The organism is Pseudoalteromonas luteoviolacea CPMOR-1 (assembly GCF_001625685.1).
In the GTDB taxonomy this organism is placed as follows: Bacteria; Pseudomonadota; Gammaproteobacteria; order Enterobacterales; family Alteromonadaceae; genus Pseudoalteromonas; species Pseudoalteromonas luteoviolacea_K.
In genome coordinates this window covers 82584-107120 of the sequence record NZ_AUYC01000035.1, presented here as the reverse complement: position 1 = coordinate 107120, position 24537 = coordinate 82584, and the positions used below count along the sequence as shown (strand labels likewise).

At 40.4% G+C, this 24537-nt stretch carries 19 protein-coding genes; 8 read left to right on the top strand and 11 right to left on the bottom strand.

Translation table 11 applies throughout. From position 1 onward, the window contains the following. Positions 1-230: 230 nt before the first annotated feature. The 4 genes from N473_RS15110 to N473_RS15095 all read right to left on the bottom strand — a co-directional run bounded on the left by N473_RS15110 (position 231) and on the right by N473_RS15095 (position 4310). The gene (locus N473_RS15110; protein ID WP_196766418.1) at positions 231-2138 is read right to left on the bottom strand and encodes a BspA family leucine-rich repeat surface protein; all 1908 of its coding nucleotides are present in this window, start codon (positions 2136-2138) and stop codon (positions 231-233) included. A 349-nt stretch (positions 2139-2487) separates the two neighbouring features. Next, positions 2488-2685, bottom strand: coding sequence for a hypothetical protein (locus N473_RS15105; protein ID WP_063368633.1), 198 nt, complete (start codon positions 2683-2685; stop codon positions 2488-2490). A gap of 78 nt (positions 2686-2763) precedes the next feature. Next, positions 2764-3744 (bottom strand): hypothetical protein, encoded by a 981-nt coding sequence (locus N473_RS15100; protein WP_063368632.1) that lies wholly within the window; start codon positions 3742-3744, stop codon positions 2764-2766. A gap of 47 nt (positions 3745-3791) precedes the next feature. Then, positions 3792-4310: a Crp/Fnr family transcriptional regulator gene (locus N473_RS15095; protein WP_063368631.1), complete on the bottom strand. Its 519-nt coding sequence runs from the start codon at positions 4308-4310 to the stop codon at positions 3792-3794. Between the two features lie 190 nt (positions 4311-4500). Between N473_RS15095 and N473_RS15090 the strand changes: the two genes are divergently transcribed. Genes N473_RS15090 through N473_RS25965 form a run of 3 tightly spaced genes read left to right on the top strand, consistent with a single transcriptional unit; the run spans position 4501 to position 6374 of the window. Continuing rightward, complete coding sequence (locus N473_RS15090; protein ID WP_063368808.1) at positions 4501-5235, top strand: SDR family oxidoreductase; 735 nt, start codon at positions 4501-4503, stop codon at positions 5233-5235. 47 nt (positions 5236-5282) lie between these two features. After that, the gene (locus N473_RS15085; protein ID WP_196766417.1) at positions 5283-5678 is read left to right on the top strand and encodes a DUF2141 domain-containing protein; all 396 of its coding nucleotides are present in this window, start codon (positions 5283-5285) and stop codon (positions 5676-5678) included. A gap of 24 nt (positions 5679-5702) precedes the next feature. Beyond that, positions 5703-6374, top strand: coding sequence for a TVP38/TMEM64 family protein (locus N473_RS25965; protein ID WP_081221203.1), 672 nt, complete (start codon positions 5703-5705; stop codon positions 6372-6374). Positions 6375-6414: 40 nt separating this feature from the next. On the opposite strand, the gene upp is transcribed toward N473_RS25965, so the two are convergent. The 4 genes from upp to N473_RS15060 all read right to left on the bottom strand — a co-directional run bounded on the left by upp (position 6415) and on the right by N473_RS15060 (position 10462). Further along, a complete protein-coding gene (upp, locus tag N473_RS15075) occupies positions 6415-7047 on the bottom strand; it encodes a uracil phosphoribosyltransferase (protein WP_039610032.1) in 633 nt (210 codons plus the stop codon). Between the two features lie 19 nt (positions 7048-7066). Then, positions 7067-7615, bottom strand: coding sequence for an NAD(P)H nitroreductase (locus tag N473_RS15070; RefSeq protein WP_063368629.1), 549 nt, complete (start codon positions 7613-7615; stop codon positions 7067-7069). 81 nt (positions 7616-7696) lie between these two features. Beyond that, positions 7697-8386: a DoxX family protein gene (locus N473_RS15065; protein ID WP_063368806.1), complete on the bottom strand. Its 690-nt coding sequence runs from the start codon at positions 8384-8386 to the stop codon at positions 7697-7699. Between the two features lie 114 nt (positions 8387-8500). Then, positions 8501-10462, bottom strand: a complete 1962-nt coding sequence (locus N473_RS15060) for an NADPH-dependent 2,4-dienoyl-CoA reductase (protein ID WP_063368628.1) — start codon at positions 10460-10462, stop codon at positions 8501-8503. Between the two features lie 239 nt (positions 10463-10701). Between N473_RS15060 and sppA the strand changes: the two genes are divergently transcribed. Continuing rightward, positions 10702-12570 (top strand): signal peptide peptidase SppA, encoded by a 1869-nt coding sequence (gene sppA, locus N473_RS15055; RefSeq protein WP_063368805.1) that lies wholly within the window; start codon positions 10702-10704, stop codon positions 12568-12570. 84 nt (positions 12571-12654) lie between these two features. Further along, a complete protein-coding gene (ansA, locus tag N473_RS15050; protein WP_063368804.1) occupies positions 12655-13665 on the top strand; it encodes an asparaginase in 1011 nt (336 codons plus the stop codon). 70 nt (positions 13666-13735) lie between these two features. Here the strand turns inward: ansA and gndA are convergent, their stop codons facing one another. After that, positions 13736-15109, bottom strand: a complete 1374-nt coding sequence (gene gndA, locus N473_RS15045; RefSeq protein WP_063368627.1) for an NADP-dependent phosphogluconate dehydrogenase — start codon at positions 15107-15109, stop codon at positions 13736-13738. 434 nt (positions 15110-15543) lie between these two features. On the opposite strand from gndA, the gene pyk reads away from it, so the two are divergent. Further along, positions 15544-16977 (top strand): pyruvate kinase, encoded by a 1434-nt coding sequence (pyk, locus tag N473_RS15040; protein WP_063368626.1) that lies wholly within the window; start codon positions 15544-15546, stop codon positions 16975-16977. Positions 16978-17070: 93 nt separating this feature from the next. Here the strand turns inward: pyk and N473_RS15035 are convergent, their stop codons facing one another. Continuing rightward, positions 17071-17895 (bottom strand): LytR/AlgR family response regulator transcription factor, encoded by an 825-nt coding sequence (locus tag N473_RS15035; RefSeq protein WP_039610027.1) that lies wholly within the window; start codon positions 17893-17895, stop codon positions 17071-17073. A gap of 4 nt (positions 17896-17899) precedes the next feature. Then, the gene (locus tag N473_RS15030) at positions 17900-18970 is read right to left on the bottom strand and encodes a sensor histidine kinase (protein ID WP_063368625.1); all 1071 of its coding nucleotides are present in this window, start codon (positions 18968-18970) and stop codon (positions 17900-17902) included. Between the two features lie 380 nt (positions 18971-19350). Between N473_RS15030 and N473_RS15025 the strand changes: the two genes are divergently transcribed. Further along, positions 19351-21585, top strand: coding sequence for a TonB-dependent siderophore receptor (locus tag N473_RS15025; protein WP_063368624.1), 2235 nt, complete (start codon positions 19351-19353; stop codon positions 21583-21585). Between the two features lie 895 nt (positions 21586-22480). After that, complete coding sequence (locus N473_RS15020) at positions 22481-24217, top strand: M12 family metallopeptidase (protein WP_063368623.1); 1737 nt, start codon at positions 22481-22483, stop codon at positions 24215-24217. Positions 24218-24537: the final 320 nt, after the last annotated feature.

Below are 24537 nucleotides of genomic sequence, written 5' to 3'. Positions count from 1 at the left end.
ACAGATTAAGTCAAAGACACTATAAATTCTTTTGATGTGAGAAACTGTGAGTAGTCGTAAAATCAAACTCATTGGAAAGGATATCAAATAAAGATCAAGCGTTAACTATCGTGCTTATCAAGCGATATTGAACTAAATGAGTTAAAAGCTGAAATCTCGGCCTATTACTTTAATTTAGGCAAATAAAAGGCCCGCTTATCGCACGAGCCTTTTTAAAATAAAGCGGATGCTTACTCTACTAGGCCTCCATCAGCGATGTTCCAATTATGCACATCTGTCAATATATCTCTAGCGACTTTACCACGCTCAGAGTATTGGCTATGTCCAGCGTGAAACCCTATTCCTTGAGGTGGATTAGGAAGCTCACTCCAGCCTTGCAAAATTGCATCATAATTCTCCACTGACAGAGTAATATCTTCAAACATGCTGCTCATATTTACCAAGTTTGAAACATCCCAGTTTCTGAGGTTTTGATCAAATGAATCCGCATTTTTAAACATACTATTCATATAAGCCACACCGGATACATTCCATCGTCCAATATCCTGGTTAAATGAAGATGCGCCTTTAAACATACGGCCCATATAAAATGCCGCAGATGTATTCCAGTCTCCAATATCCTGATTAAATGACTCTGCGTAATGAAACACATCGTTCATGTAGACGACTGAAGCAACATTCCAACTGCCTAATGGCTGGTCAAAATCAGTCGCGCGGTTAAACATGTTAGACATAACTTGTAAATTAGAGACATCCCAATCACCTATTGGTTGATTAAATTTATAGGCCTCATTAAACATAGTGCCCATACGCTCTACATTTGATACATCCCAAGTGCCTATTGGCTGATTAAATATAAAAGCGCCTTGGAACATACCAGTCATGTCAGTGACGTTGGATACGTCCCAATGATTAATATCTTGATTTAAAGAAGCCGCAAATCCAAACATGTAAGAAAGGTTTGTAACATTTGAAAGATCAGGTGCATCAAGTGCGTTAACGACTAAATTCGCACAGTTAAAAAATGCTCTTTCCATAGAAGACCAACGAATATCCCCCCACTGCTCAACTGAGAGAATTTTGTTTCTGTCAGCTTCATTTTCATCAAAATAAAATCGAGGAAAATCTCCTGTAATTTTAATAGTGTATGTGCCCGCAGCTTCATAGCGATGTGATATTGAACTGGTTACATTCGTATCTTCTTTACCATCCCCCCAATCTACATTGAAGTTGTAACCGTCTCCAATCGTCGCAATCTTTACCGTGTACTCATCTGTCGATTTGAATTCAGTATTATCCGTTTTCCAAGTAGTAATAAAGGCTCTTTGAATTATTACATCCACAGTACGTTCAACACTTGTACTATTACCTGCTTTGTCGATAGCTGTATACGTAACCGTATAAGTACCAACCGCCTGCGTATCAACTGTTCCGGACGTACTGGTTTCTATCTCGCCGTCAAAGTCATCTATCGCGGATGCACCAAGCTCTTCGTAAGACTCATTAAGGAACAGTTTTATATAACTATTGCCATTTAAGCTTATTACTGGCGCAGTAATGTCCTTTTGGGGCAGTACCGTTACTTCTCGAGATGCAGTCCCTGTATTCCCTGCCTTATCCGTCGCAGTATATGCAATTTTGTATACATCAGGCTTGAAAGAGTCTACAAAACCCGATATTGCTACATGGACAGACTCATCTAGATTGTCGGTTGCGGTTGCTCCCAACTCTTGATAGGCCTCACCGTAACTTAAAGTTATCTCCCTATCACCATTGAGTGTTACAATCGGAGCTTCACTGTCTGGAGACTCAATAACCGTAATGACTCTTTGCACACTAGATGAATTGCCAGCTTTGTCTGTTGCAGTGTATGTCAGCGTATAAGTACCAACTTGATTAACATTAATTAAACCAGATAAGCTGACGCTTAAATCACCATCCACGTTATCTTTGGCAAATGCGCCGAGCTCCGTATAGCTATTGCCAAGCAAGATCTCAACATGTTTGTCGCCATTTAATGTGATAGCTGGCGCAGTTGTATCTGTATTTACCTGAGTTGATGTCACCTGAGAATCTGATTTGGGTGTCGTGTTTTTATCACCACCACCTCCACCACAAGCTGTTAATGTTAGTGCCAAAATGGCAACTTGTATTATTTTTAGATTAAAGTTAAAGCAGCTTTTTATCATTAATATTTTTACCACAATTGAAGTTTAACTATAGAGGGTTATCCACTACTCTAGGAGGAAACCAGCATGATTGACTCGCATTCTACAATACCTAAAAAAGGTAATCAGTATAAAATTTGCGATCCTACCTAGAGGCAGTCAGGCCAAAAATTGAATAGACCTATTGCGTTCACTACATACAAAATAAAATGCAATAAAGTTGTACAGTTGGTTGGAACTTTGACTGGGTTTTTAATGCTCGCGGCTGTCATTCGCTAAGATGTATGGCTGACTGGTTCAAACCCACTGCATTAAGTTGTTATTTAATCGCTTCAGAGACATCCGCATATGACGAACTATCTTCGCTTGTATTCAGAGACATACTCACCAATACCTCTCCAAAATCGCTTTTGAACTTCCACAGCTCAAATTGATCCATTTCAGTATTTGCAAATTTAGACAGCAAGGTGATCATTTGGCAAAACTCTTCATCCGTCATTTTATTATTGTTCGACATGGAATAACCTTTCTTATTTGAAAACATAAAGCACGATAGGCAATCTGTCCCCAAACGCAAGTTAAAGTTGAAGTACTTTTAATGACTGCTTAGATTTTGGATGATTGTTCTAATTGAAGCTTGAGAGGAATGTGAATAGTCTTTGTCCATCATCACTTGAAGCACATATTCCCAATCTTTGCTTTTTTTTGACTTAATCGCTTTTAAAATCGCAGCTGTAACTTGGGAATACTCTTTATATATGCCAGTGGACTCCAGTGCATTTATAAATTGATCGAGGTCAGTTTTTTCATGTGTTTCAACTAAGATTTTCAAGGACTTCCCATTGAGCAATTCATAATACTCGAATCCTGTTGCAGTTCTGATTATAAATGCGTTCTTATTCTTTATTCGGATTGCATCAATCGCACCATAAGGAGCAACGACGGATTTTAATGTGATTAACATAGATTTTTCTGCAAGCGCCGTGGCATTTTTCAGGTTATCACGATCCAACCTTGCTTTATCACAAACAAAGTCACTAGATGAAATATCCAAACTTTTTTTCAGCATCTCAAAAAGACTATCTGTAATAAAAGATCGATGCTTAGCAGGAAAAGTCTCTAATAGATTCGAATTGAGTATCACTATCTGACTTTTAAAATATTCATCATCCTCTAGAGAGGACATGACGAACTCGGGGCTTTCATCAAATAACAAAGCGCTTTCTTCCATATTTTCGGAAACTACTAACGGAATATCAAAGCCTTCAAATCTAATTTTATCTAGACTTGTAAAAGTACGGGCTGTGTAGTTAGACCACTTTAAATCAGCATTTAAATGAGATTTAATATTGGCTTTGATTTGTTGGCACTGACTGGAAAAGCTTGTTGCACTCACGGCTTCTGAAAATAGAATAACACTGCAAAGGAATAAACTGGAGATTCTCATTGGTGGCCTTTCATATTTATCGTCAATAAAGATGGCAAAACAACAGCGCTTTTTTCTAGCACAGAACATCAATCCATAAAAATAGCTTAGCAGTGCACCATCTATAACCCAATTAACTACGACAACCACTTACTTCGTGAGCGCCTTGAAAATTCCAGCGTAGACTTATCGGAAAGTTACTGATGTTTGATTCTACTTAATGCCACAGGTGTGATCCCTAAATACTTAGCAATGTCATTTTGCGTGAGCTTTTTAACAAGCTCAGGATCTGTATTACGTAAATTATCAAAACGCTGAGATGCCGATAAAGTGAGTAACTCAAATTCTCTGCGCTCTTTTTTTAATGATAAAGACAATAGAATCTGGATAAATTCTTGTGAGATTGAAATAGACTCTTTGCTTAACGATAACAATTCGCTAAAGGATATCTGCACGAGCCTGCATTGCTCCAACGCCTCCAAACTAAAAGTGCTAGGGACTTGGCAATGGGCCGCATTTAAGCTTCCGATGATGGCACCTGATTGAATAAAAGACTTAATGGTCTCTTTGCCACTCTCAGTTAAATAAAATGCCTTTAATAACCCTGTTTTTACCAAATAGACATGTTCACAGAGTTCACCTTGCGTAAATACTTGCTGTCCTTTTTCAATATTTAAGGTCGTACCATTTTGCGCTATATAACTTTGAAGCTCCATTTTGATCCCTTTACTCAGTCTTACGAAACAACATACACATCAGATCTGAACGCCATAAATAAGCAAATAAAAACCTGGATCCACGGCGCATAGATTCTCAAAAATTTTTCGTCATTTTTAACATAGGTTAATGCTGTCACGCTATTGGCCTTTTAAAGTACTCAACAGTTTCATCACTGGAGATACGAACGTGAACTTAGTAAATAAGATCATTGTGATTACTGGCGGTACATCTGGTATTGGTCGGCAAATTGTCGAACAGTTACACGCCCAAAATACCATTATTGTTGTTGCTCGAAATAGTAAACGACTTGAACAACTCAAAAAGAGATACAAAAACGTCATCTGTTTTTCGGCAGACCTTTCTGATCCCGACAGCTATAAACCACTTTCTGAACGCATTCAAGCTGAATATTCTCGCATTGATGTGTTAATCAATAATGCGGCTGTACAAAACGAGCCGTTTTTCACAGATCCAAATTTTGAATACGCGCAAATTGCACGGGAAATTAATGTGAACTTTACTGCTGTTTGCTCACTGTCATTTTTACTCCTACCGGCACTCAAAGCCGGTGACTCAGAGTCTATTATTCTCAACATCAACTCTGGACTGTCTTTTGTAGCCAAAAAAAGTGCCAGTGTATATTGCGCTTCAAAAGCAGCCATCAACCTCTTTTCACAAAGCTTAAGCTACCAATTAGAACACACAAATATCAAGGTACTACAAGCATTTATTCCTTTAGTAGACACCCCCATGACCCAAGGTCGCGGCGGCGAAAAAATGTCTGCCGAATATGCTGCTCAGTCAATTCTTAATGGGTTAAAGAAACAAGTACCACAGCATGATATTGGCAAAATTAAGATACTTAGGCTTTTAAATGCCTTGACTCCGCGTTTAGCCAAACGCCTCTTAAAAGGATCTTAATGACGATGTTCACATTATATAAATTACTCATTTTAGGGGGACTTTTAATGACAACTAAAAACGCCATCGCAACCTCTGTGCAAGTAGAGATTAATGGTATAGATCCCAAACGGCCGGGCCAAATCATGGTGATGTTATTCGAAGACAACGGCTTTCCGGTAAAACATAAAAGTGCATTACAAACTCAGTTTCACAGCCCAACCGCTGAGTCATTGAGCGTCGAGTTTAAAACCACTCAAGCAGAATTTGCAATTAAAGTATTGCATGATGAAGACAATTCACAAACGACCTCAAAGAACTGGACTGGTATCATCCCTTCAGAGGGGCTTGGTTTTTCAAATGGTGCCAAAATAAGCTGGCGTGGCCCTCCCAAGTTTAAAGATGCAAAGCTATCACTGACTGATCTTAGTTCACCCATTTCAATCTCAGTCAATTATCCATAACATTTTTCAGCAGGCGTATTTTTTATGAAATCACTTTTAAAAATTATGTTGATACTATTTTGCTTTTTCGCATCTACCTTCATTGCAATTAAAATCAGCGGATTACTGAGTATTGACGATATTAAAACTTGGTTAACTGTCGCTGGAGAGATGAATGGATATTTGGTGGCGCTCATTGTGGTTGGCCTGCTTTTCTTAGATTTATTTATTGCAGTTCCGACACTGACGCTGATTATATTGGGTGGTTATTTTCTAGGTCCCTATGCGGGCGGAATAAGCGCAATGATCGGCCTACTGCTCGCAGGTGTTACTGGTTACTTAATAAGTTATAAATACGGTAACATGCTATTTGATAAGCTCGTTAAAAATCCTACTGAAAGAGCCAATGCCATTGCATTATTTCAGCAGCGAGGACCCGTCGTTATTTTACTTTCAAGAGCGAGTCCAATTCTACCAGAGATTTCAGCATGTATGGCAGGGATGACCAAAATGCCATTTAAGAAGTTTATTGGTTGTTGGATAACAAGTACCTTGCCCTACGCAAGTATAGCGGCCTATGCAGGCTCGATCAGCACATTAGAAAATCCCAAGCCAGCGATCTACGCTGCCATCGGGTTAACTGGTTTTTTTTGGGCATGTTGGTGGATATTCAATAAAAACGTAAGTAGAACCAAAGCTGAAGGGTCACATTCTTAAAATGACATGGCTGACAACGCAAGCTTGTCAGCCAATTAAACTAGCCTTGTGTGCCAAATATTTTATCACCTGCATCACCTAAACCCGGCACAATATAACCGTTTTCATTTAAGTGGCTATCAAGCGCTGCGGTGTACACGTCTACATCTGGATGCGCTTTTTCGACGGCCTCAACCCCCTCTGGTGCTGCTACTAACACTATCGCTGTGATATTTTTGCAGCCCGATTTTTTAAGTAAATCAAGTGTCGCGATCAGCGAGCCACCTGTAGCCAACATTGGGTCAACCACCAGTGCCCTTCTTGACTCTAGATTACCAACTAACTTCTCAAAATATGAAACAGGTTCCAAAGTTTCTTCATTTCTTTGCAGTCCTACAACACTGATTTTTGCGGCGGGTAACAGCTGCATCACACCGTCCAACATACCAAGGCCAGCTCTTAATATTGGCACAAGTGTGATTTTCTTGCCTTTGATCTCTTGTACATCTAAATCATCACCAGTCCAGCTTTTTATCGTGGTGGTTTCTGTAGGTAAGTCTCGTGTTGCTTCGTAAGTAAGCAAATTGCCCACTTCTGACACCAACTCACGAAACTTTTTAGTCGAAATACCATGCTCACGTAATAAACCTATTTTGTGTTGTAGTAACGGGTGCTCAACAACATGAAGTGCCATAACTTGCCTCTGTAAAAATTTATAATTCAGTGAAAAATGAACTTGGTTCGTGACGTACAGGTTTCGTACATTGAATAGTCGGTGTGCCTAAATACAGGAAGCCTACAATCTCATCTTTTTCATTCAATCCTAGTTCCCGTTTAACTACCGGACTTTGAGCAAAGTAACCCGTTCTCCACACTCCTGATAAATGCTGTGCAAATGCCGCTTGCTGCATTGCAAAGCAAGCGCATGCTGCACTTTCAATCTGCTCAACACGAGGAACTTTAGGATGCTCTTGATACGGAGCAACAGCAATGATCATCATCGGTGCACGATGCGGTAACTCTTTTGCGCGAGATACTGTGCGTTCGTTTTGCTCTTCTTCAACCGCCGCTTTGTAATATATCTCACCCAACTTATCTCGTGCGTCTTCATTAACGACAATAAACTTCCATGGTGCTAGGCCGCCGTGGTCTGGCACTTTTAACGCCGCTTTTTTAATGATATCAAGTTGCGATTCACTCGGGCCTGGGAAGGACAATTTGCTGTCAGATTGACGTGTCAGCAAAAGCTCAATGGCATCCATATATAATTCCTTAATAATAAACAAACACTTATTATTTTAACGTGAAGTGTTAGGGAAAGTTTAGCACTTTCCCTAATATTTTTATTCCTTCGAACCAAGCCGCTTTGCTATCCAGTAATCCAAGCTGAAAAAACGTCCACCTCCAGTGAAAAATAGGCTTAAAAACATCGCAAAATAGATTGCCGCAAACTCAATGCCGTTATTTAAGATCACGATATTGCCTTTCTCATACAGATACTCTGGAAACCCATGCGTGCTGACAATTGACTTTATCCTGTCTAATCGCTCAGCTACCTCCAAGCTGTTTTCCAAACTTGCTTTTGCTGTATCACTGCCTAGCCAAGCAAACACTTGGGCAGCACTGGTATCAGGATTTGCTGGTGCGACCGAAAACCAACCGTTATGCCAGTGCACTTGGGTTGCTGCAACAAACATCGTCACCATTAACGGAATGGACATCAAACGAGTCATTAAGCCAATTAAAATTAGCCAGCCACCTAAAAACTCTGTCCAACCAGCCAAAAAAGCCAGTAAATCAGGAAATGGCAAACCTAGACCCCAGTCTGGGTTACCAAACCAAGCAACCACGTTTTCATCTGCTAATAGACTTTCAAAAAAGCCAGCATCTTCTTTCGCTAAATTGAGTTTATTATACCCAGCGATGATCATGACAGGCGCAACGATCAGCCTCAAAATAAGTGGGGCAAGTCCACTGAGAATATCAGCTCTTTCGATGCTAGTTTGATAAATGGATTGGATTTTATTAATCATATAACGATTTACACCTTTAATAGTATTCATACAGTGTAGACCGAAGCTCGCCAACTTTTATTGCAGGGTAAAAAAAACGACACTCATGTGCCGTTTTCCTTTTTTATTGACTAGTTATATCTTTCTAGCGACTTGCAGTGCTTCGTATATCGCACGCTTGGCGTCAATGGCACTGGCAAGCAATGCACCACCAATCACATGATGATTACTGGGTAAACTTGCTTTATCAAAATCGGACTCGTTTGAAGTCTGACCGATACAAGCGATCACTGTATCAACATCAAGTGTGTGCTCTTTACCATCGATACGAACCACTAGGCCATTATTTGAAAAAGAAACATATTCGCACCCTGATATTTGCTCTACTTGGTGATGTTTAGCCACAGCTCTGTGGATCCAGCCTGTTGTCTTCCCTAATCCTGAACCGAAGCGACCAGCACTTCGCTTTAACATAAATATTTTACGTTGCTCACTAGATGGCACAACCGGCTGCTCGATGCCCCACTGCCCTTTAAAGTCCTCTATGGACTGGTTTTCAGGCTCTGTTAAAAATGCCACCATATCAAAGCCTATACCGCCGGCACCTAAGATCGCGACTTTCTCACCAAGCTCCACCTCTTTACGAATAACTTCGTCATATGAAAATACGCGTTTACCATCGTTACACTCTATCTTGGACATACGCGGGCTTACCCCAGTTGCGAACACAATATCATCGTAATCAGCATCCATGTCCTTTCTATAAGATGTGCCAAGTTCCATTTTCACGCCTAGCCTTGTGACTTCATTTAAAAAGTATTTCAGCGCCAATTTAAAATCTTCTTTGCCGGGGATACGCATTGCCAAATTAAACTGGCCCCCTGCGTGATGATTTTTATCAATTAAAGTGACTTTATGACCTTTTTTAGCCAAATAGCAGCTCACTGATAACCCAGCTGGCCCTGCCCCAACAACTAATACATCTTTTGGACTTGAGGCTTGTTCAAGAGGATAATCTAATTCAAAGCCGGCTTGTGGGTTAACCAAACAAGTAGCGCGCTTACCTTTAAAAACATGATCTAAACACCCCTGATTGCAGCCGATACAAATATTAATTTGCTCAGACTTATTTTCGGCATATTTATTAAAAAATTCAGGGTCTGCAAGCAGTGGCCTTGCCATAGATATAAGGTCAGCTTCGCCTTTATCTAAAATATTATTTGCAAGTTCAGGTGTATTTATCCGATTAACAGCGACAACAGGAATATCTACCACATCCTTTAAACGTTTTGACGCTTCTCTAAATGCACCGGGAGGCACCATGCTGGCAATGGTAGGCACTCGTGCTTCATGCCATCCAATACCAGTGTTTAAAATATCCACACCCGCGTCTTCCAGCGCTTTGGCTTGTACAGTAACTTCTTCGCTGGTGGAGCCGTTAGGTACCAAATCCATCACAGACAGCCTGAAGACAATAATGAACTTACTAGATACTCGAGCCCTGACCGCTTTTACAATGTCGATAGCCAGTCGCATGCGATTTTCAAGTGTTCCACCATATTCATCAGTGCGGTGATTAGTGTGCGGCGCCATAAACTCATTGATTAAGTAACCTTCAGAGCCCATGATTTCCACACCATCATAACCAGCTTTCTCAGCCATATATGCTGATTTAGCAAAGTCCTTAATGGTGCTTTTAATCATGCTAATAGACATTGATTTGGGCGTATAAGGGTTGATAGGTGCTTTTATTCTACTCGGTCCGACATTGAACGGATGATAAGCATAACGCCCAGCATGCAACAATTGAAGGCAAATTTTACCTTGGTGTTGATGCACAGCGTCAGTATATGCTTTATGTTTGATAACGTCGTAACGAGAGTTAAATGACGATGCCACAGGTGTTAGTTTACCTCGAATGTTTGGGCTATACCCACCGGTAATGATTAAACCAACCCCCCCTTTTGCTCTTTCTTCATAAAAAGCACGCAGCCTTTTTCGGTTGTGCCACCCCTCTTCAAGTCCTGTATGCATTGATCCCATGACCAAGCGGTTACGTAGCTCAGAGTTTTTAAGTTTTAATTTTTGTTCTAACATTGCTCGCCCCAATGTAACTGGTCTTACCTGTGAACATTAACCAATTTCTAGATTTTGGCAAGTAAAAAGCAAAAATTTATTACTCGAAAGTAGATAAATTTATAATAATTCCACAATATTGCGACTAAAGTGAGCGAAGTAATACTTCGTTACGTTTTATAAGTAACACTCCGCTCGCAACTAAGTTATGATAATAATGAGAGCATTTCGGTACTAAAACCAGAGGAAAAACATTGAAGCTGATCGCAAAACTATTTAAAGGCATATGGCACGCGTTGAACTTCTCTCGCAGGCTACTTGTAAACTTGGTATTTGTTGTACTTATCGTCGGCGTTGTCGTCGCTATGATGTCATCAGAAGAGGAAATCCTCGTACCTCAAGATAGCGTACTACGTCTAAATCTATCGGGTATGTTGGTTGAACAGTTAACATACGTTGACCCAGTTGATGCTGCATTTGATGATGCATTTGGTCCGAGTGATAAGCCAATGGAAGTGCTTGTCGATGACGTCGTTAAAGTTATCAATAAGGCAACCCATGATGATCGAATCAAAGCTATACACTTAGATCTGAAAAGTTTATACCATGGACATCTCGATAAATTGAGAGATATCACATCGGCATTAGATGCATTCAAAGAAGCAGGTAAACCTGTTTATGCCCATGGACCTTATTTTACACAAACCCAATATTACCTTGCATCTGCTGCGAACGAGATCTCTATGCACCCGTATGGCGGTTTAAGTATCAAGGGCTTCGGCACCTACCCTATGTACTTCAAAGATGCACTAGATAAGTTGCAAATTACTCAACATATTTTCCGTGTCGGTACGTACAAATCGGCAGTTGAGCCCTTTATCCGAAATGACATGTCTGATGCTGCAAAAGAAGCAAACAAGCTTTGGCTAAATAGCTTATGGGCACAGTATAAAGAAGACGTTGCAACACGCAGACCATTTGATACCGATAATTTTGATGAAACGCTAACTCAGCTTGGCGAAAAGATGTCAACTGTTGCAGGCGACTCGGCTCAATTCGCAGTTAAATATGGCTGGGTTGACTCTTTGAAAACAGACCAACAATTTAATGACAAGTTAGTAGAATTAGTTGGTGCTGACGCTAAAGGGAATAAGTACAAACAAGTAAAATTCAAAGAGTATTTAGCTTCAATTTCAAACTTCCCTACTCAACCAAACCCATTCACTGATAAAGTAGCAGTGGTCGTTGCTAAGGGCCAAATAGTAGATGGTAAACGCAAAGCCGGTATGATTGGTGGCGACTCTACAGCAGCACTACTCAGAAAAGCGCGTCTAGATAACAATGTTAAGGCAGTTGTACTGCGTATCGACTCTGGCGGCGGTAGCATGTTTGCTTCTGAGCAAATCCGTAATGAAGTATTGGCTATCAAAGCAGCTGGTAAACCGATAGTAGCGTCGATGGGTTCAGTAGCAGCCTCTGGCGGATATTGGATAGCAGCCTCAGCAAATGAGATTTGGGCATCTCCTTCGACAATCACTGGCTCTATTGGTATTTTTGGCACAATTTTCACCTTCGAGAATTCACTGAAAGAACTAGGTGTATACTCTGACGGGGTTGCAACGACCGAACTGAAGTCCTCATCAATTTCACGAGGCATCGACCCTCAATACGCTGATATCATACAAATGGGCGTGGAAGACGCTTACGATAAGTTTTTATCAATGATTTCTGAAGCTAGGAATCTTAATAAGGCAGATGTGAATGAAGTTGCTCAAGGTCGAGTATGGCTTGCTCCTCAAGCGCTAGAGTTTGGATTAATTGACAAGCTGGGCACTAAAGAGGAAGCAATAAAGTCTGCTGCGGCCCTTGCTAGTCTTGAGCATTATGAAGTGTTCACGGTAGAACAAACGCTCAGTGAGAAAGAACAGCTCATGCAACAAATTCTTGGTGCTGAGTTAGTCCAATCCCTGTTACCTAGAGCAACTCAACAAGATACACTACAAAAGGTAACGCAACAAAGCATCAATCAATTAATCAACAAAGTACAACAAAGTGCAAATATGATTGAACTATATAACGACCCGAACAGTATATATAGCCTGTGTACTATGTGTGATGTGTCGCAATAGTTCATAGTTACAAGGTTAATGAATAAACTGCAATGTGATGCTGCAGTTGGTATACTAAGCCCAGACGCAAATCTGGGCTTTTTTATGAAAAGAAAAAAAATCTATATCGCATATACTGGCGGTACCATAGGCATGAAGCAATCTAGCAAAGGTTACGTACCCGTTGCTGGTTACCTCACAGAAACTGTAAAAAATAACGCCGAGTTCACCCGAGAAGAAATGCCGTTATTTGATATTCATGAATACTGTCCGCTCATTGACTCTTCTGACATGTCACCTAGGCACTGGCAACTTATCGCTGAAGACATCCAATCTAAATATAATGACTATGATGGTTTTGTGGTACTACATGGTACTGACACAATGGCGTATACAGCCTCTGCCCTGTCATTCATGTTTGAGAACCTGACCAAACCTGTCATTGTCACCGGCTCTCAAATTCCGCTCTCTCAATTAAGATCGGATGGCCAAGTGAATTTGTTGAATGCCATGTACCTGGCTGCTAATTACCCAATTGCTGAAGTGAGTTTGTTTTTCAACAATAAACTATTTAGAGGAAATCGAGCACTTAAAGCGCATGCCGATGGCTTTGACGCTTTTGCCTCACCAAATCTAGCGCCGCTTGCACAGGTGGGCATTAATATCCAATTGCAAGAAGGAAAGTTGAGTCCTTATGTCGATCAAGACTTGGACGTCACCTCTATTCAATCTCAGCAAATTGCCGTGCTTCACCTTTACCCAGGCATTAGCGCCACTATGGTTGAAAACGTGTTATCGTCAGACGTTAAAGCGCTCATTTTGCTAAGTTTTGGTGTTGGAAATGCACCTCAACAGGACGATATTTTAACGACGCTAAAATGCGCTTCTGAGCGTGGTGTTGTCATTGTAAACTTAACCCAGTGCATTCAAGGTCAAGTCAACATGGGGGGTTACGCGACAGGTAATGCGTTACTAAACTGCGGGGTAATAAGCGGCTACGATATGACGTTAGAATCTTGCTTAACTAAACTTCATTACTTATTCAGTCAGGAGTTAGAGTTAGAAACAATTCGCCACCTAATGCAGGATAACTTGCGCGGAGAGCTAACTAGATAAAGCTCAGTAACACAATTATACGTGATACACGCCATTAAAAAAGGCCACATTATGTGGCCTTTTTGTTTGATTAACGTACCTTTTCAGGAAGATCAACCAAATCAGTTAAGTGAGAAGTCTCACCACTGTGTGTTTTTATACCGTGCTCACCAAAGTAATCGCGCTGAGCCTGAACTAAATGCCCATTGCTCGGTGTGCTGAGTGTCGCAATATATGTTTGCGTAGACGCAAGCACAGGGAAAGCAAGACCAGTCTGGATGGCTTGCCCCGTAATACTTCTCAAGGCATTTGCTTCAGTTTCTAACGTATCGATGAAATCAACACCTTTTGCGATATCATCAAGGTAGTCTGCACGAATGATACAACCCGCTCGCCAAGTTTGTAATGTTTTGGCTAAATCAACCTTCCACTGATGTGAACGAGATGCACCTTTAATAAGCGCAAGACCCTGACGATAACAAAGTAAACTTGCAAAATAGAAAGCTGATTTTAATTCTGCTAAATCAATATCAATTTTTTGAGTTTCTTTTGCTTGATACGTCATTTCCTTAGCTGCAAGTGTACTAATGGTATTTGTCAAATGACGAGCCTGCACTGCAGCAACCAATGATGGGACTGCAATACCTAATTCAAGTGCATTTTGTGCAGTCCAAAGGCCTGTGCCTTTTGCACCCACTTTATTGTCAATCAAATCAACTAACGGTGTTTGCTTACCGTCTTCTAAGCTTAGAATATGACGTGAAATTGATAACAAGTAGCTGTTAAGTTCACCTTCAGACCAAGATTCGAAAACTTCAGCAACTTCTTTTGGCGTGCGGCCAGTACCAATACGTAACAAGTGGTAAATTTCAGCAATAAGCTGCATCAGTGCATACTCAATACCGTTATGTACCATTTTCACAAAATGTCCACTTGCAGATTGACCTACACGGGCAAAACATGACTCTTCATTGTAGCTTGCAGCTACTTTTTCAAACCATGGAACCAAACGTTCCCAACCACCTTCAGAGCCACTGGCCATCATGGCTGGGCCATGTCTTGCACCCTCAGCACCACCAGAGATACCCATAGTGGCAAATTCAAATTTATTTTGGTACTTAAGTTTCCGTGCAATACCATCTTTGTAGTTACTGTTTCCGCAATCAACAATAATGTCGCCTTTTGACACGCCGGCTTCAATTAGTTCATTACAAACACTGTCTACAAGCTCGCCTGCAGGTACTAGCAATAATACCGAACGAGGAGGCTCTAGCCTTCTTACCATATCACCGAGATCCGATACGATATGGAGACGCTCTTCTACACCCAACGACTGTGCACAACTAATTAGCTCCGCACCAGCATCTGGGTTTTTATCATAGGCGACTAATGTCATACCTTTCTCAATTAAGTTCAGTGCAAGGTTTTTGCCCATTACACCTAAACCAACTAATGCAACTTGCATTAAGTTTCCTCCTCGGTAACAACCACACTTAAATTCGTCTACACGATGTCCGGTACATTATACCTTAGCATTCAATAATATTCTGCTCGGGCCACCTCAAGTACTAAACAATTTGAAGTTTAGTACTTTTTACTCACAACGTGGTTTAACACAAGCAAAAGATTGCTTTACACACTGGTTAAACACATTGTCAGTCAGAGTGTTTAGATCAATCTTCTTTCACTCTAAGATTGACGCCCACTGACACCGGTGTCATAATCACGTCATACAGATCATATAATTTAATTTGTGTATGAAAAAGGGTTTAAGGGCAAAACTTTACATAAAAGCGTAATTATCTGAGAATATTTGCTCAATTGTGCTTTTAAAGACCAATAATTAATCACTTTTTCTTAAAGAAAGATGATAGCAAGAACAGTCTACAGGAGAATCTGATGCTAAGACGCACGAAAATAGTTGCCACATTGGGACCAGCTACAGATAGAGATAATAATTTAGAAAAAATCATTCGCGCAGGTGCTAATGTAGTACGACTAAACTTTTCACATGGTGTAGCGCAAGATCACAAAAACAGAGCAGACGCTGTTCGAGAAATCGCTAAAAGATTAGACACTCACGTTTCAATCCTTGCGGATCTGCAAGGTCCTAAAATCCGCGTTTCAACTTTCGCAGACGGTAAAGTTAACCTAGAAGTTGGTGCAAAATTTACACTGGATGCTGAGCTAGGTCTAGGTGAAGGTACTGTTGATGCAGTAGGTATTGACTATAAAGAGCTACCTCAAGACGTAAATAAAGGTGACCTATTATTATTGAATGACGGTTTGATTCAACTGACCGTGGATGAAGTCGTTGGTAAAAAAGTGATTTGTACTGTCACCGTTGGCGGTATTTTATCAAATAATAAAGGCATAAACCGTTTAGGTGGCGGCTTAACTGCTCCAGCTTTCACCGACAAAGATAAAGAAGACTTACTCACGGCAACTGAAATTGGCGTAGATTACATTGCCGTTTCGTTCCCGCGTAGTGGCGATGACATGCGTTATGTAAGAGGTCTTGCAGAAAAAGCAGGCTCTAACGCTCAATTACTTGCAAAAATCGAACGTGCAGAAGCCGTTGAAACAGTTGAAGCAATCGATGACATTGTACTTGCATCAGACGCTGTGATGGTGGCTCGAGGTGATTTAGGTGTTGAAATTGGCGACGCAGCACTTGTTGGTAAACAAAAACAAATTATCAGCCGCGCACGCTCATTAAACAGAACAGTTGTCACAGCAACGCAAATGATGGAGTCGATGATTGATAACCCAATGCCGACTCGTGCCGAAGTAATGGACGTTGCAAATGCTGTGCTTGATGGTACCGATGCGGTTATGTTATCAGCTGAAACGGCTGCTGGTGACTATCCGGAAGAAACCGTTGCGACTATGGCGCGTGTTTGTTTAGGTGCAGAATCTCAGCCAGAAACACACATTTCTAAACATAGACTAGACAGCATGTTCTCTGATACGTCCGAAACATTAGCACTGTCTGCTATGTATGCTGCAAACCATTTGGATTCTGTTAAAGCAATCGTAGCGTTAACTGAGTCTGGTAACACCTCTAAATTGATGTCTAGGATCAGCTCTGGTTTACCAATTTACTCGCTTTCTCGTCACGCAAGAACATTGGGACAGACTGCATTATATCGTGGTGTGTACCCGGTATACTTTGATTCAACAAGCTGTACTGCAGACTCTTTAGTTAGGGATGCATTAAACTCGCTTGTTGAAAGTGGCGCTCTAGAAAAAGGTGATACTGTAATTCTTACACACGGCGACTTAATGGAAACTATTGGCGCTACCAATACGTTGAAAATTGTCACTGTGTAACCAATTACGTTAACAGCTCAAAACTAAGCCCGACGATATGTTGGGCTTTTTTATACCAGGTCACCAGACTAAATAAGCGTGTTTAGAGCGAAGTTAACTTGCTAATGCAGATTTAACTTTATCTCTATAGCTTCGACTCACTTTTAGCTCTTGACCGTTATCCAATACAAGTAAATATTCACCACTACTTTGTGTTACTAGCTTGCTGATTTGTCCCGTATTGACTATCGCAGAACGATGCACTCGAACAAATAGTTTAGGGTCTAATTCCTGCTCAAGTTCTTTCATTGTCTTGCGCAAGATATGTGTCTGGCCATCAGCGCAGTGCAAACACATATAGTCACCAGCGGCATCAATCCACTGAATTGTGGCAGTCGATACTCGGATAATTTCGCCCTGCTCTTTTACAGCAAGGGATTCTGGGAATTTTTTGTCTTCAATCGCATCACCTGTAGCTAACTTTTTAAGGATCTCTTCGCAATTATTACCGGTTATTCCCGCCACAAAGCTTGCAAGCTTTTTCTTATGGGCATTGTCTTGTTGATTCTTCAAATAACTTTGCACTTTTTCAATCGCCTGTTTTAGTCTGTTGTCATCGACTGGTTTAAGGATGTAATCCAAAGCGTGGATTTCGAACGCCTTGACCGCATAGTGATCAAACGCTGTAACAAAGACAATAGCAGGTAAAGGTTTTACACTTTCACTTAAAATGCGTGCTACTTCAAAGCCATTTAAACCCGGCATCTGGATATCTAGAAAGACCAAATCAATATCCTGCTGCTGACAAATATCTATGGCTTTTTGTCCACCGTTACAAAGTTCAATTACTTCTATTTCTTCAAATTCTCTTAGCCTGACTGACAAGCCCTTTCTCGCTAGCGGCTCGTCGTCAACAATTATCGTTTTAATCTTGCTCATTACTTCACTTCTCGGCCTTTTCAAACGGAACTCGTATGTTTGCCTTCAATCCTGAAGGGGTATTATTTGATAACACAAACGAGTAGTTGTTCTCGTATAGTGTTTTTAATCTATCTTTGGTATTGGCGATGCCAACACCACTTGCATTGCTCAGCTGACCGTCAGTGAGCTCAGCACCAGGACCATTGTCACCAACTTCTAACAATAGTTCATTGGCGAATACTTGCGCTTTAATTTCAATTTTGCCGCCTTTGTCCATATGTGCAATGGCATATTTGATGGAGTTTTCAATCAGCGGCTGTAATATCAAACTAGGAACAAGTGCATTTTTTGCTTGCTCTGTTACATCTAATTCTATCGCTAGACGTTCATCAAAACGTACTTTCTCTATTTCTAGATACAACTGAAGTGCATGAAGTTCCTGCTCAAGCGGTACTTTTTTTATTGGATCAGTGTTTAAGGTGTATCTTAAAAAGTCGCTGAGCCTAGACACCATTTGATTTGCGTCTTTATTCTCTTCCACCAAAATAAGCGTCGAAATTGCGTTTAATGTGTTGAATAAAAAATGGGGATTAAGCTGGTAACGCAGCATTTTTAACTGCGCTTCATGTGCCATTGTATTTGCCTTAAGCGCTTTTTGCCGTTCACTCTGTAGCAGCTGATAGTACTTAATACCAAAATAAAGGCCGCTCCAGCACAACACAATATAAACCGAATCGAGTCCTTGTTGAAGATAATAAAACCATTCTTCGGGACGATAACCATGTCGATAAATTTCCCAAAGATTGTATTTTTGAACCACGGACCACAAGGTGCCAGTAATATACGACACACTGAAAACAACGAATATGAGTATCCAAGGTTTTGCATTCCACACTCGTCGATAGAGATATCTCAAAGGCACAGTCATTAAACAACCAGCATACGCATTGAGCACGATGACAAAGACGTATATGTCACGCATTTCAAATACTTTTGAGCCTATATAGTTGACCAGCGCATAACCAATCCACCCTGAAATCTGTAGTACCCAAAAAAATCGTTGTCGATTATCGACTAAAGCTTGCCAATTCAAATTTACATTTACCTCTTCTAACTTACCTTGGATTATATCCCATAGAAAACATCATAAGCACTACCAATAGTCTTGTATTTCCAACAATTAACCGCAAACACATCGCATGTTGAAACACTGTAACACCTACGCAACGAACAAGGTTCTCTCTTTAATATCAGCCAGAGTACACTCTTAAATCTCTTCCTTCTGTCTGCCTTCACAGAACTTTGACAGTAGGCTATAGGGGTACATATGTAAATATTAAATGACATTTTATACTCAGCTGTTACAGCTCATCTCTAGATATGTTTACGCCTTAAAAAACAGCAATAACACCATTGATAATCGTTATCACTTACAATACTATTCGCGCGATTATTAAATAATAAGGGAAAATCATGCGCTCATTCAAAACCAAACACCCAATGCTCTTGTCAGCACTTGCAATTGCTTTCTCTGGAGCTTCCATTGCTGATGACTCACAAAAGAACAATGAATTAGAAATCATAGAAGTCAGTCCAAAAGGTCTAATTTCTTATATTAGTGCGAGTGCATCAAAATCGGATGTACCAATCACAAAAACGCCTGTATCAGTATCTGTACTTACATCAAAACGAATTTCAGATCTAGGCGCTGAGACGCTGCAAGACGCAATTGGTTATGTAGCCGGCGTATATAACGGCCCATATGGTGTTGATACACGTGGCGATTGGTCGAAAATTCGCGGTGTAGACCCTTTAGTCTATGTAGACGGTTTGCAGATGCAATTTGGCCACTATAACAATACCCGTACCAACCCTTATACTTTAGAGCGCGTTGAAATTTTAAAAGGTCCTTCATCAGTACTATATGGGCAAGGCTCTACAGGTGGGATTATTAACTCTGTTTCTAAACGCCCACACAGCGAAACGAAAGGTGAAATATGGGCACAAGTTGGTAACTATGACAGAGTACAACTTGCCGGTGATTACAACACCGCGTTTGGCCAAAGCGATGAATTCCAAGCACGTTTCGTAGGTGTGTACCGTGATAGTGACACCCAGACTGATTTCGTTGAAGATAATACTTTTGTTTTTGCACCAAGCTTCGCTTGGGATATCAATCAAGATACTCGTTTAACGATTCTGACTAATATACAGGAAAATGAATCAGGTTCATCAACGCAGTTTTTTCCACATGAAGGCACGATTTTACCAGCTAAATATGGACAGATCCCAAGCGAGCGCTTTGTGAGTGAGCCCAGCTGGGACCGCTATGACACAGAACAAATCGCCATTACTGCGATTGTAGAACACAGTATTTCCGAAGATACACAAATTAATTGGTCAACACGTTACAGTGACAGCTCATCTGAATACCGTACTATTTTTTCTTGGCCACCTAAGTTTGAAGCGGACAAGCGATCGATCAATCGTATATTCAGCATGTCTGATGGTGAATCAAAGAGCCTGTTAAGTGATGTACAAGTTCATCAATATGTAGAATTGAATGACTTAGAGATCAACATTGTTGCAGGTATTGACTACCAAGATGCTGAAACTCGCACAAGCCGTCTACGTGGGGGGGTATCGTCTCCACTCGATCTTTATAACCCAGTATATGGACTACACGATCCGTTACCGACCGAAATCACAAACATCGCACCGGAGCAAACTGATAGTCAGCTTGGTGGATATGTGCAGGCAACGTTTGAATACAAGAACTTTGTTTTAAATACAGCACTTCGTCATGACGATATTGAACAAAAAACATGGGAAACGGCAGGTAACAACGCGACCCTCACTCAAGTGTCAAAGTCACAAAGTGCTTTAACCGGCAGAATTGGTGCGCTGTATCAATTCGAAAATGGCTTATCTCCCTATGTAAGTTACTCTGAATCGTTCCAGCCACTTTATGGCTCAAAACCACAAGGTGGAAGCTATAAGCCTAAAGAAGGTGAGCAAATTGAATACGGTGTTAAATACCAACCAGCAGGTACAGAGCACTTGATCACAGCCAGCGTTTTCCACATCACAGACAAAAACCACGTGAGAGAAATCTCTCCTCTTGAGCACGTACAAGATGGTGAAGTATCGGTAGACGGTTTTGAATTAGAAGCTCAATTAGAGTGGGAAAACCTTGATGTATATGCTTCTTATGCTTATACCGACTCAAAAATAGACACTACACCGCTGTCATCTGAAGAAATATTCGCGCAAGCTTCACTATTAGCACAGCAAGTTCAAGACCCTGCTATGCAACAACAAATCATGGCTGGCGCAGTCTTAACGACAGGTACTGACGATGTGGCACTATCTGCAACGCCTGAACATTTGGCATCGGTATGGGCAACTTATCGTGCCGATAATTTAGTTGAAGGCCTGAAGTTTGGTGCTGGTATTCGATATGTTGGTAAAACATTTGACGGTAGCCGTTCTGTATCGATTGGCGGGGTTGACTATCATAAGGCCTTAACAACTGACAGCTTTACCCTTTATGATATGATGATCGGCTATCAGTTTAATGACTACGAGTTAAGCTTAAACATTGACAATTTAACAGACAAGACGGTCATTACCAGCTGCTTATATCGCGGTGACTGCTTCTATGGCCAGCGCCGCACTGTAACTGCTAACTTAAAATATCGATTTTAATCTAAAAAGATAAGCTTGGCGTCATTGACTATGTGTCAATGACGCTATTTTAAGCTATACGATTAAAATATACCCTTACCTTAGTCAGCATACTCATAGTTGATTCTTGCAATTGCTACCAATTGAACTCCATAACCCTATCAAGCTGCAAAACTAAGCCTGCGCTAATGAAAGCAACGCACAAAGCCATAGATCATAATCAAATGGAGGTGAAGCGGTAGTGCTAAAATAGAAAGTGTTCTTGCAGGAAAATACGTCTGCTTAGGCATAATAAAAGTCAGTACGGGTATTACAAACATCCACAATTGTAAAACAAGTTCAAACATACCCCAATACTTGCAATGTTTATTAATTAAAAGCCACCAGCACAGTAAAGGGCTAGCTGATACCGCATAAGACAATATTTTAATTTTATTTAGAATGAGTAATATTCTTCACAACTTCTCAAACACCCACACGTTCCACAATCTAATTACATTGGGACCAGGAATAAAAAACTCAACCAGCAAATATTAAATTCACACAATTCAATGAAAATAAATACAAACAGCAATTAGCATTACACATTCCAGCCATACACTCAAACTATTGAAATTATAATTAAAATAAATAACAAGATAAGCAACACTGTTCAATTTCAATATCTTAATAGTAAAAAAAGACTAAAAGCTAACTCTTTATCAAACAACTGGCTAAAGTTATAAATATTAAAAACATCATAAAATCATCGAAAAACCCAAAATAACAACCTTCCCACACTCAAGCACAAAAAAACTTAACAAATAGAAAATATGATCTAACACGAGTCACTAAAGAAAGGAGACCATTTAAAATATTATTTAAATTTGATCTATTCACGTTTATTTAAAGAATCATTATATAAGTGACAAATAAAATGAAAAAACTAAAACTTTTACTTCTCGGGTTTCTAAGTGTACCCGTATTCACAAATGCAACAATATCATCGCAAAATGAACATCAACCCATTGACCATAATTTTAACGCTCAGACTGAATATTATGTTGAAGGCGATATGGTATTCGACGAGTCGGCGAGACATACAAACCTACGTACCATCAAAACCTCGGGTTTAGATAGTGCTGTCGCGTGGCCTAGAGGAACTGTACCATATCAGCTGGTCAATATAGTCAATGGCAGCCAACACGAAAAAAACATCTTAAAAGCGATGGAGAACCTTGAGCGTGCTTCTGGCGTAAACTTTATCCGAAAGACATCCAGCCACACTAATTATTTGGCCATTTATGGCAATGCATATAACGCTGAAGCAGAAAAATATAGAGTCTGTCACGCCCAAGTCGGCTATGGCAACGGCGGAGTTCGTAAAACCTGGATCCCAAGCTATTGTGGGGTGAGTACTGCAACGCATGAATTAATGCATGTTCTAGGTTTTCGCCATGAACATCAACGAACGGATCGCGATTACCATCAACGAGATGGACATTATTACTCCATGACTGTCAATGAGGAATTCATCCCCTGTGGCCTGCAAGGAGCATATTCAACCTCAATTTATGTAGCGCGCACCCTGCCCTATGATCACGAATCGATTATGCATTACAGAAACTATAGCCGAACTGGGTGTGAAACCGGAGAAGTTGGCAAAACTTTTATGTATAAAAACACTAGCACAGGGGAAGCGTTTGAAGATACCGGTAACACAAGGCTATCACAAGGAGATTTACGTTCGTTAAGACAAGTCTATGCCCGAAACCGATCACAAACACCCACGATACTAGGGCCAGACCACACAGACAAAGCCAGCCTCAGATATTCAGTAGTGTGGTATCAAGTACACGATTACCCTGATTATTTCAGAGTTAATGAAACATCAGAGGAATTCATCGATATTAATCAAAATGGTCAGTTAGATACTGGGGAGTTTAATACGTATCGGGTTGACGCTAACGCGTACTGGAGAGATGCCTTTGAGATCTATTTCGGTGATTCTACAACCGAAAAAAGAAATGGTTACCGCTATCGGTATACCGTACAAGCCTGTTGGAATAATACCATGTGCTCCAATGAATCCGGAGCGAAAACATACTCAGTTTTACAAAAAGCACAAGAGCCAGAACTTTACATAGACGATTCAACTCCCGGAGACAAGGAGTTTTATCTTCGCTGGAATAAGCAAATACAAGTACAATATGTAAAAATCAGCCGCAATGGTGTAAGCCTTGGAGATCTTGGAGGAGAGTCGCTCAAGCAAAATCTTTCAACTGGTACTTATCAATACGAGGTAGAGGCTTGTAATGAACGTGGTTGTAGTGAACCCGTTACGCTTACACACCATCACATAGTTGCTGAAGGAAATAAGCCAACTGAGTCGCCTTATATAGAATCTCTCGCCTTCACGGAATACCTTGGTGACGCTGAGTTTGAGTTTAGAAAAGTTGCCCGCGCCACAGAATATCGCTTCCAAGTCAACGGGCAAGGGATAAACTATACCGGCAGTGTATTTTATCCTTACAGTGAATATGGTGGTGGATATGCGCGCTTTTACACCCGCTCTGTCCCACAAGGCTCCTATCAAGTTACTATTACACCTTGTAATAGTAACGGGTGTGGACCGAAAGCTACAAAAGTAGTCTATGTCGAATTAGACACGTAAGCTTAGATAAAATAGCCTCAGCCAATATGGATACGTGGCTGGGGTTTACAATCTATATAATAAATTTAATAACAAACAATTTAAAAACCATATAAAAATAAAATAAAAACCAGTAAAAGCACCATTTAAATAACACAACTATAAAAAATTGACAATTCACTTTACCCCCTTTAGTACTATTTACCATTAAATAAAAGAGAAAATAAAGCATCATCAAAAACTAAGCTTCACCTTAAGATTGGAAAACCTAAACCATTGAAAAATATTGACAAACAAATCAATAAATTTGGAGTAATAATTAATAGGCCGTCATGAATTGT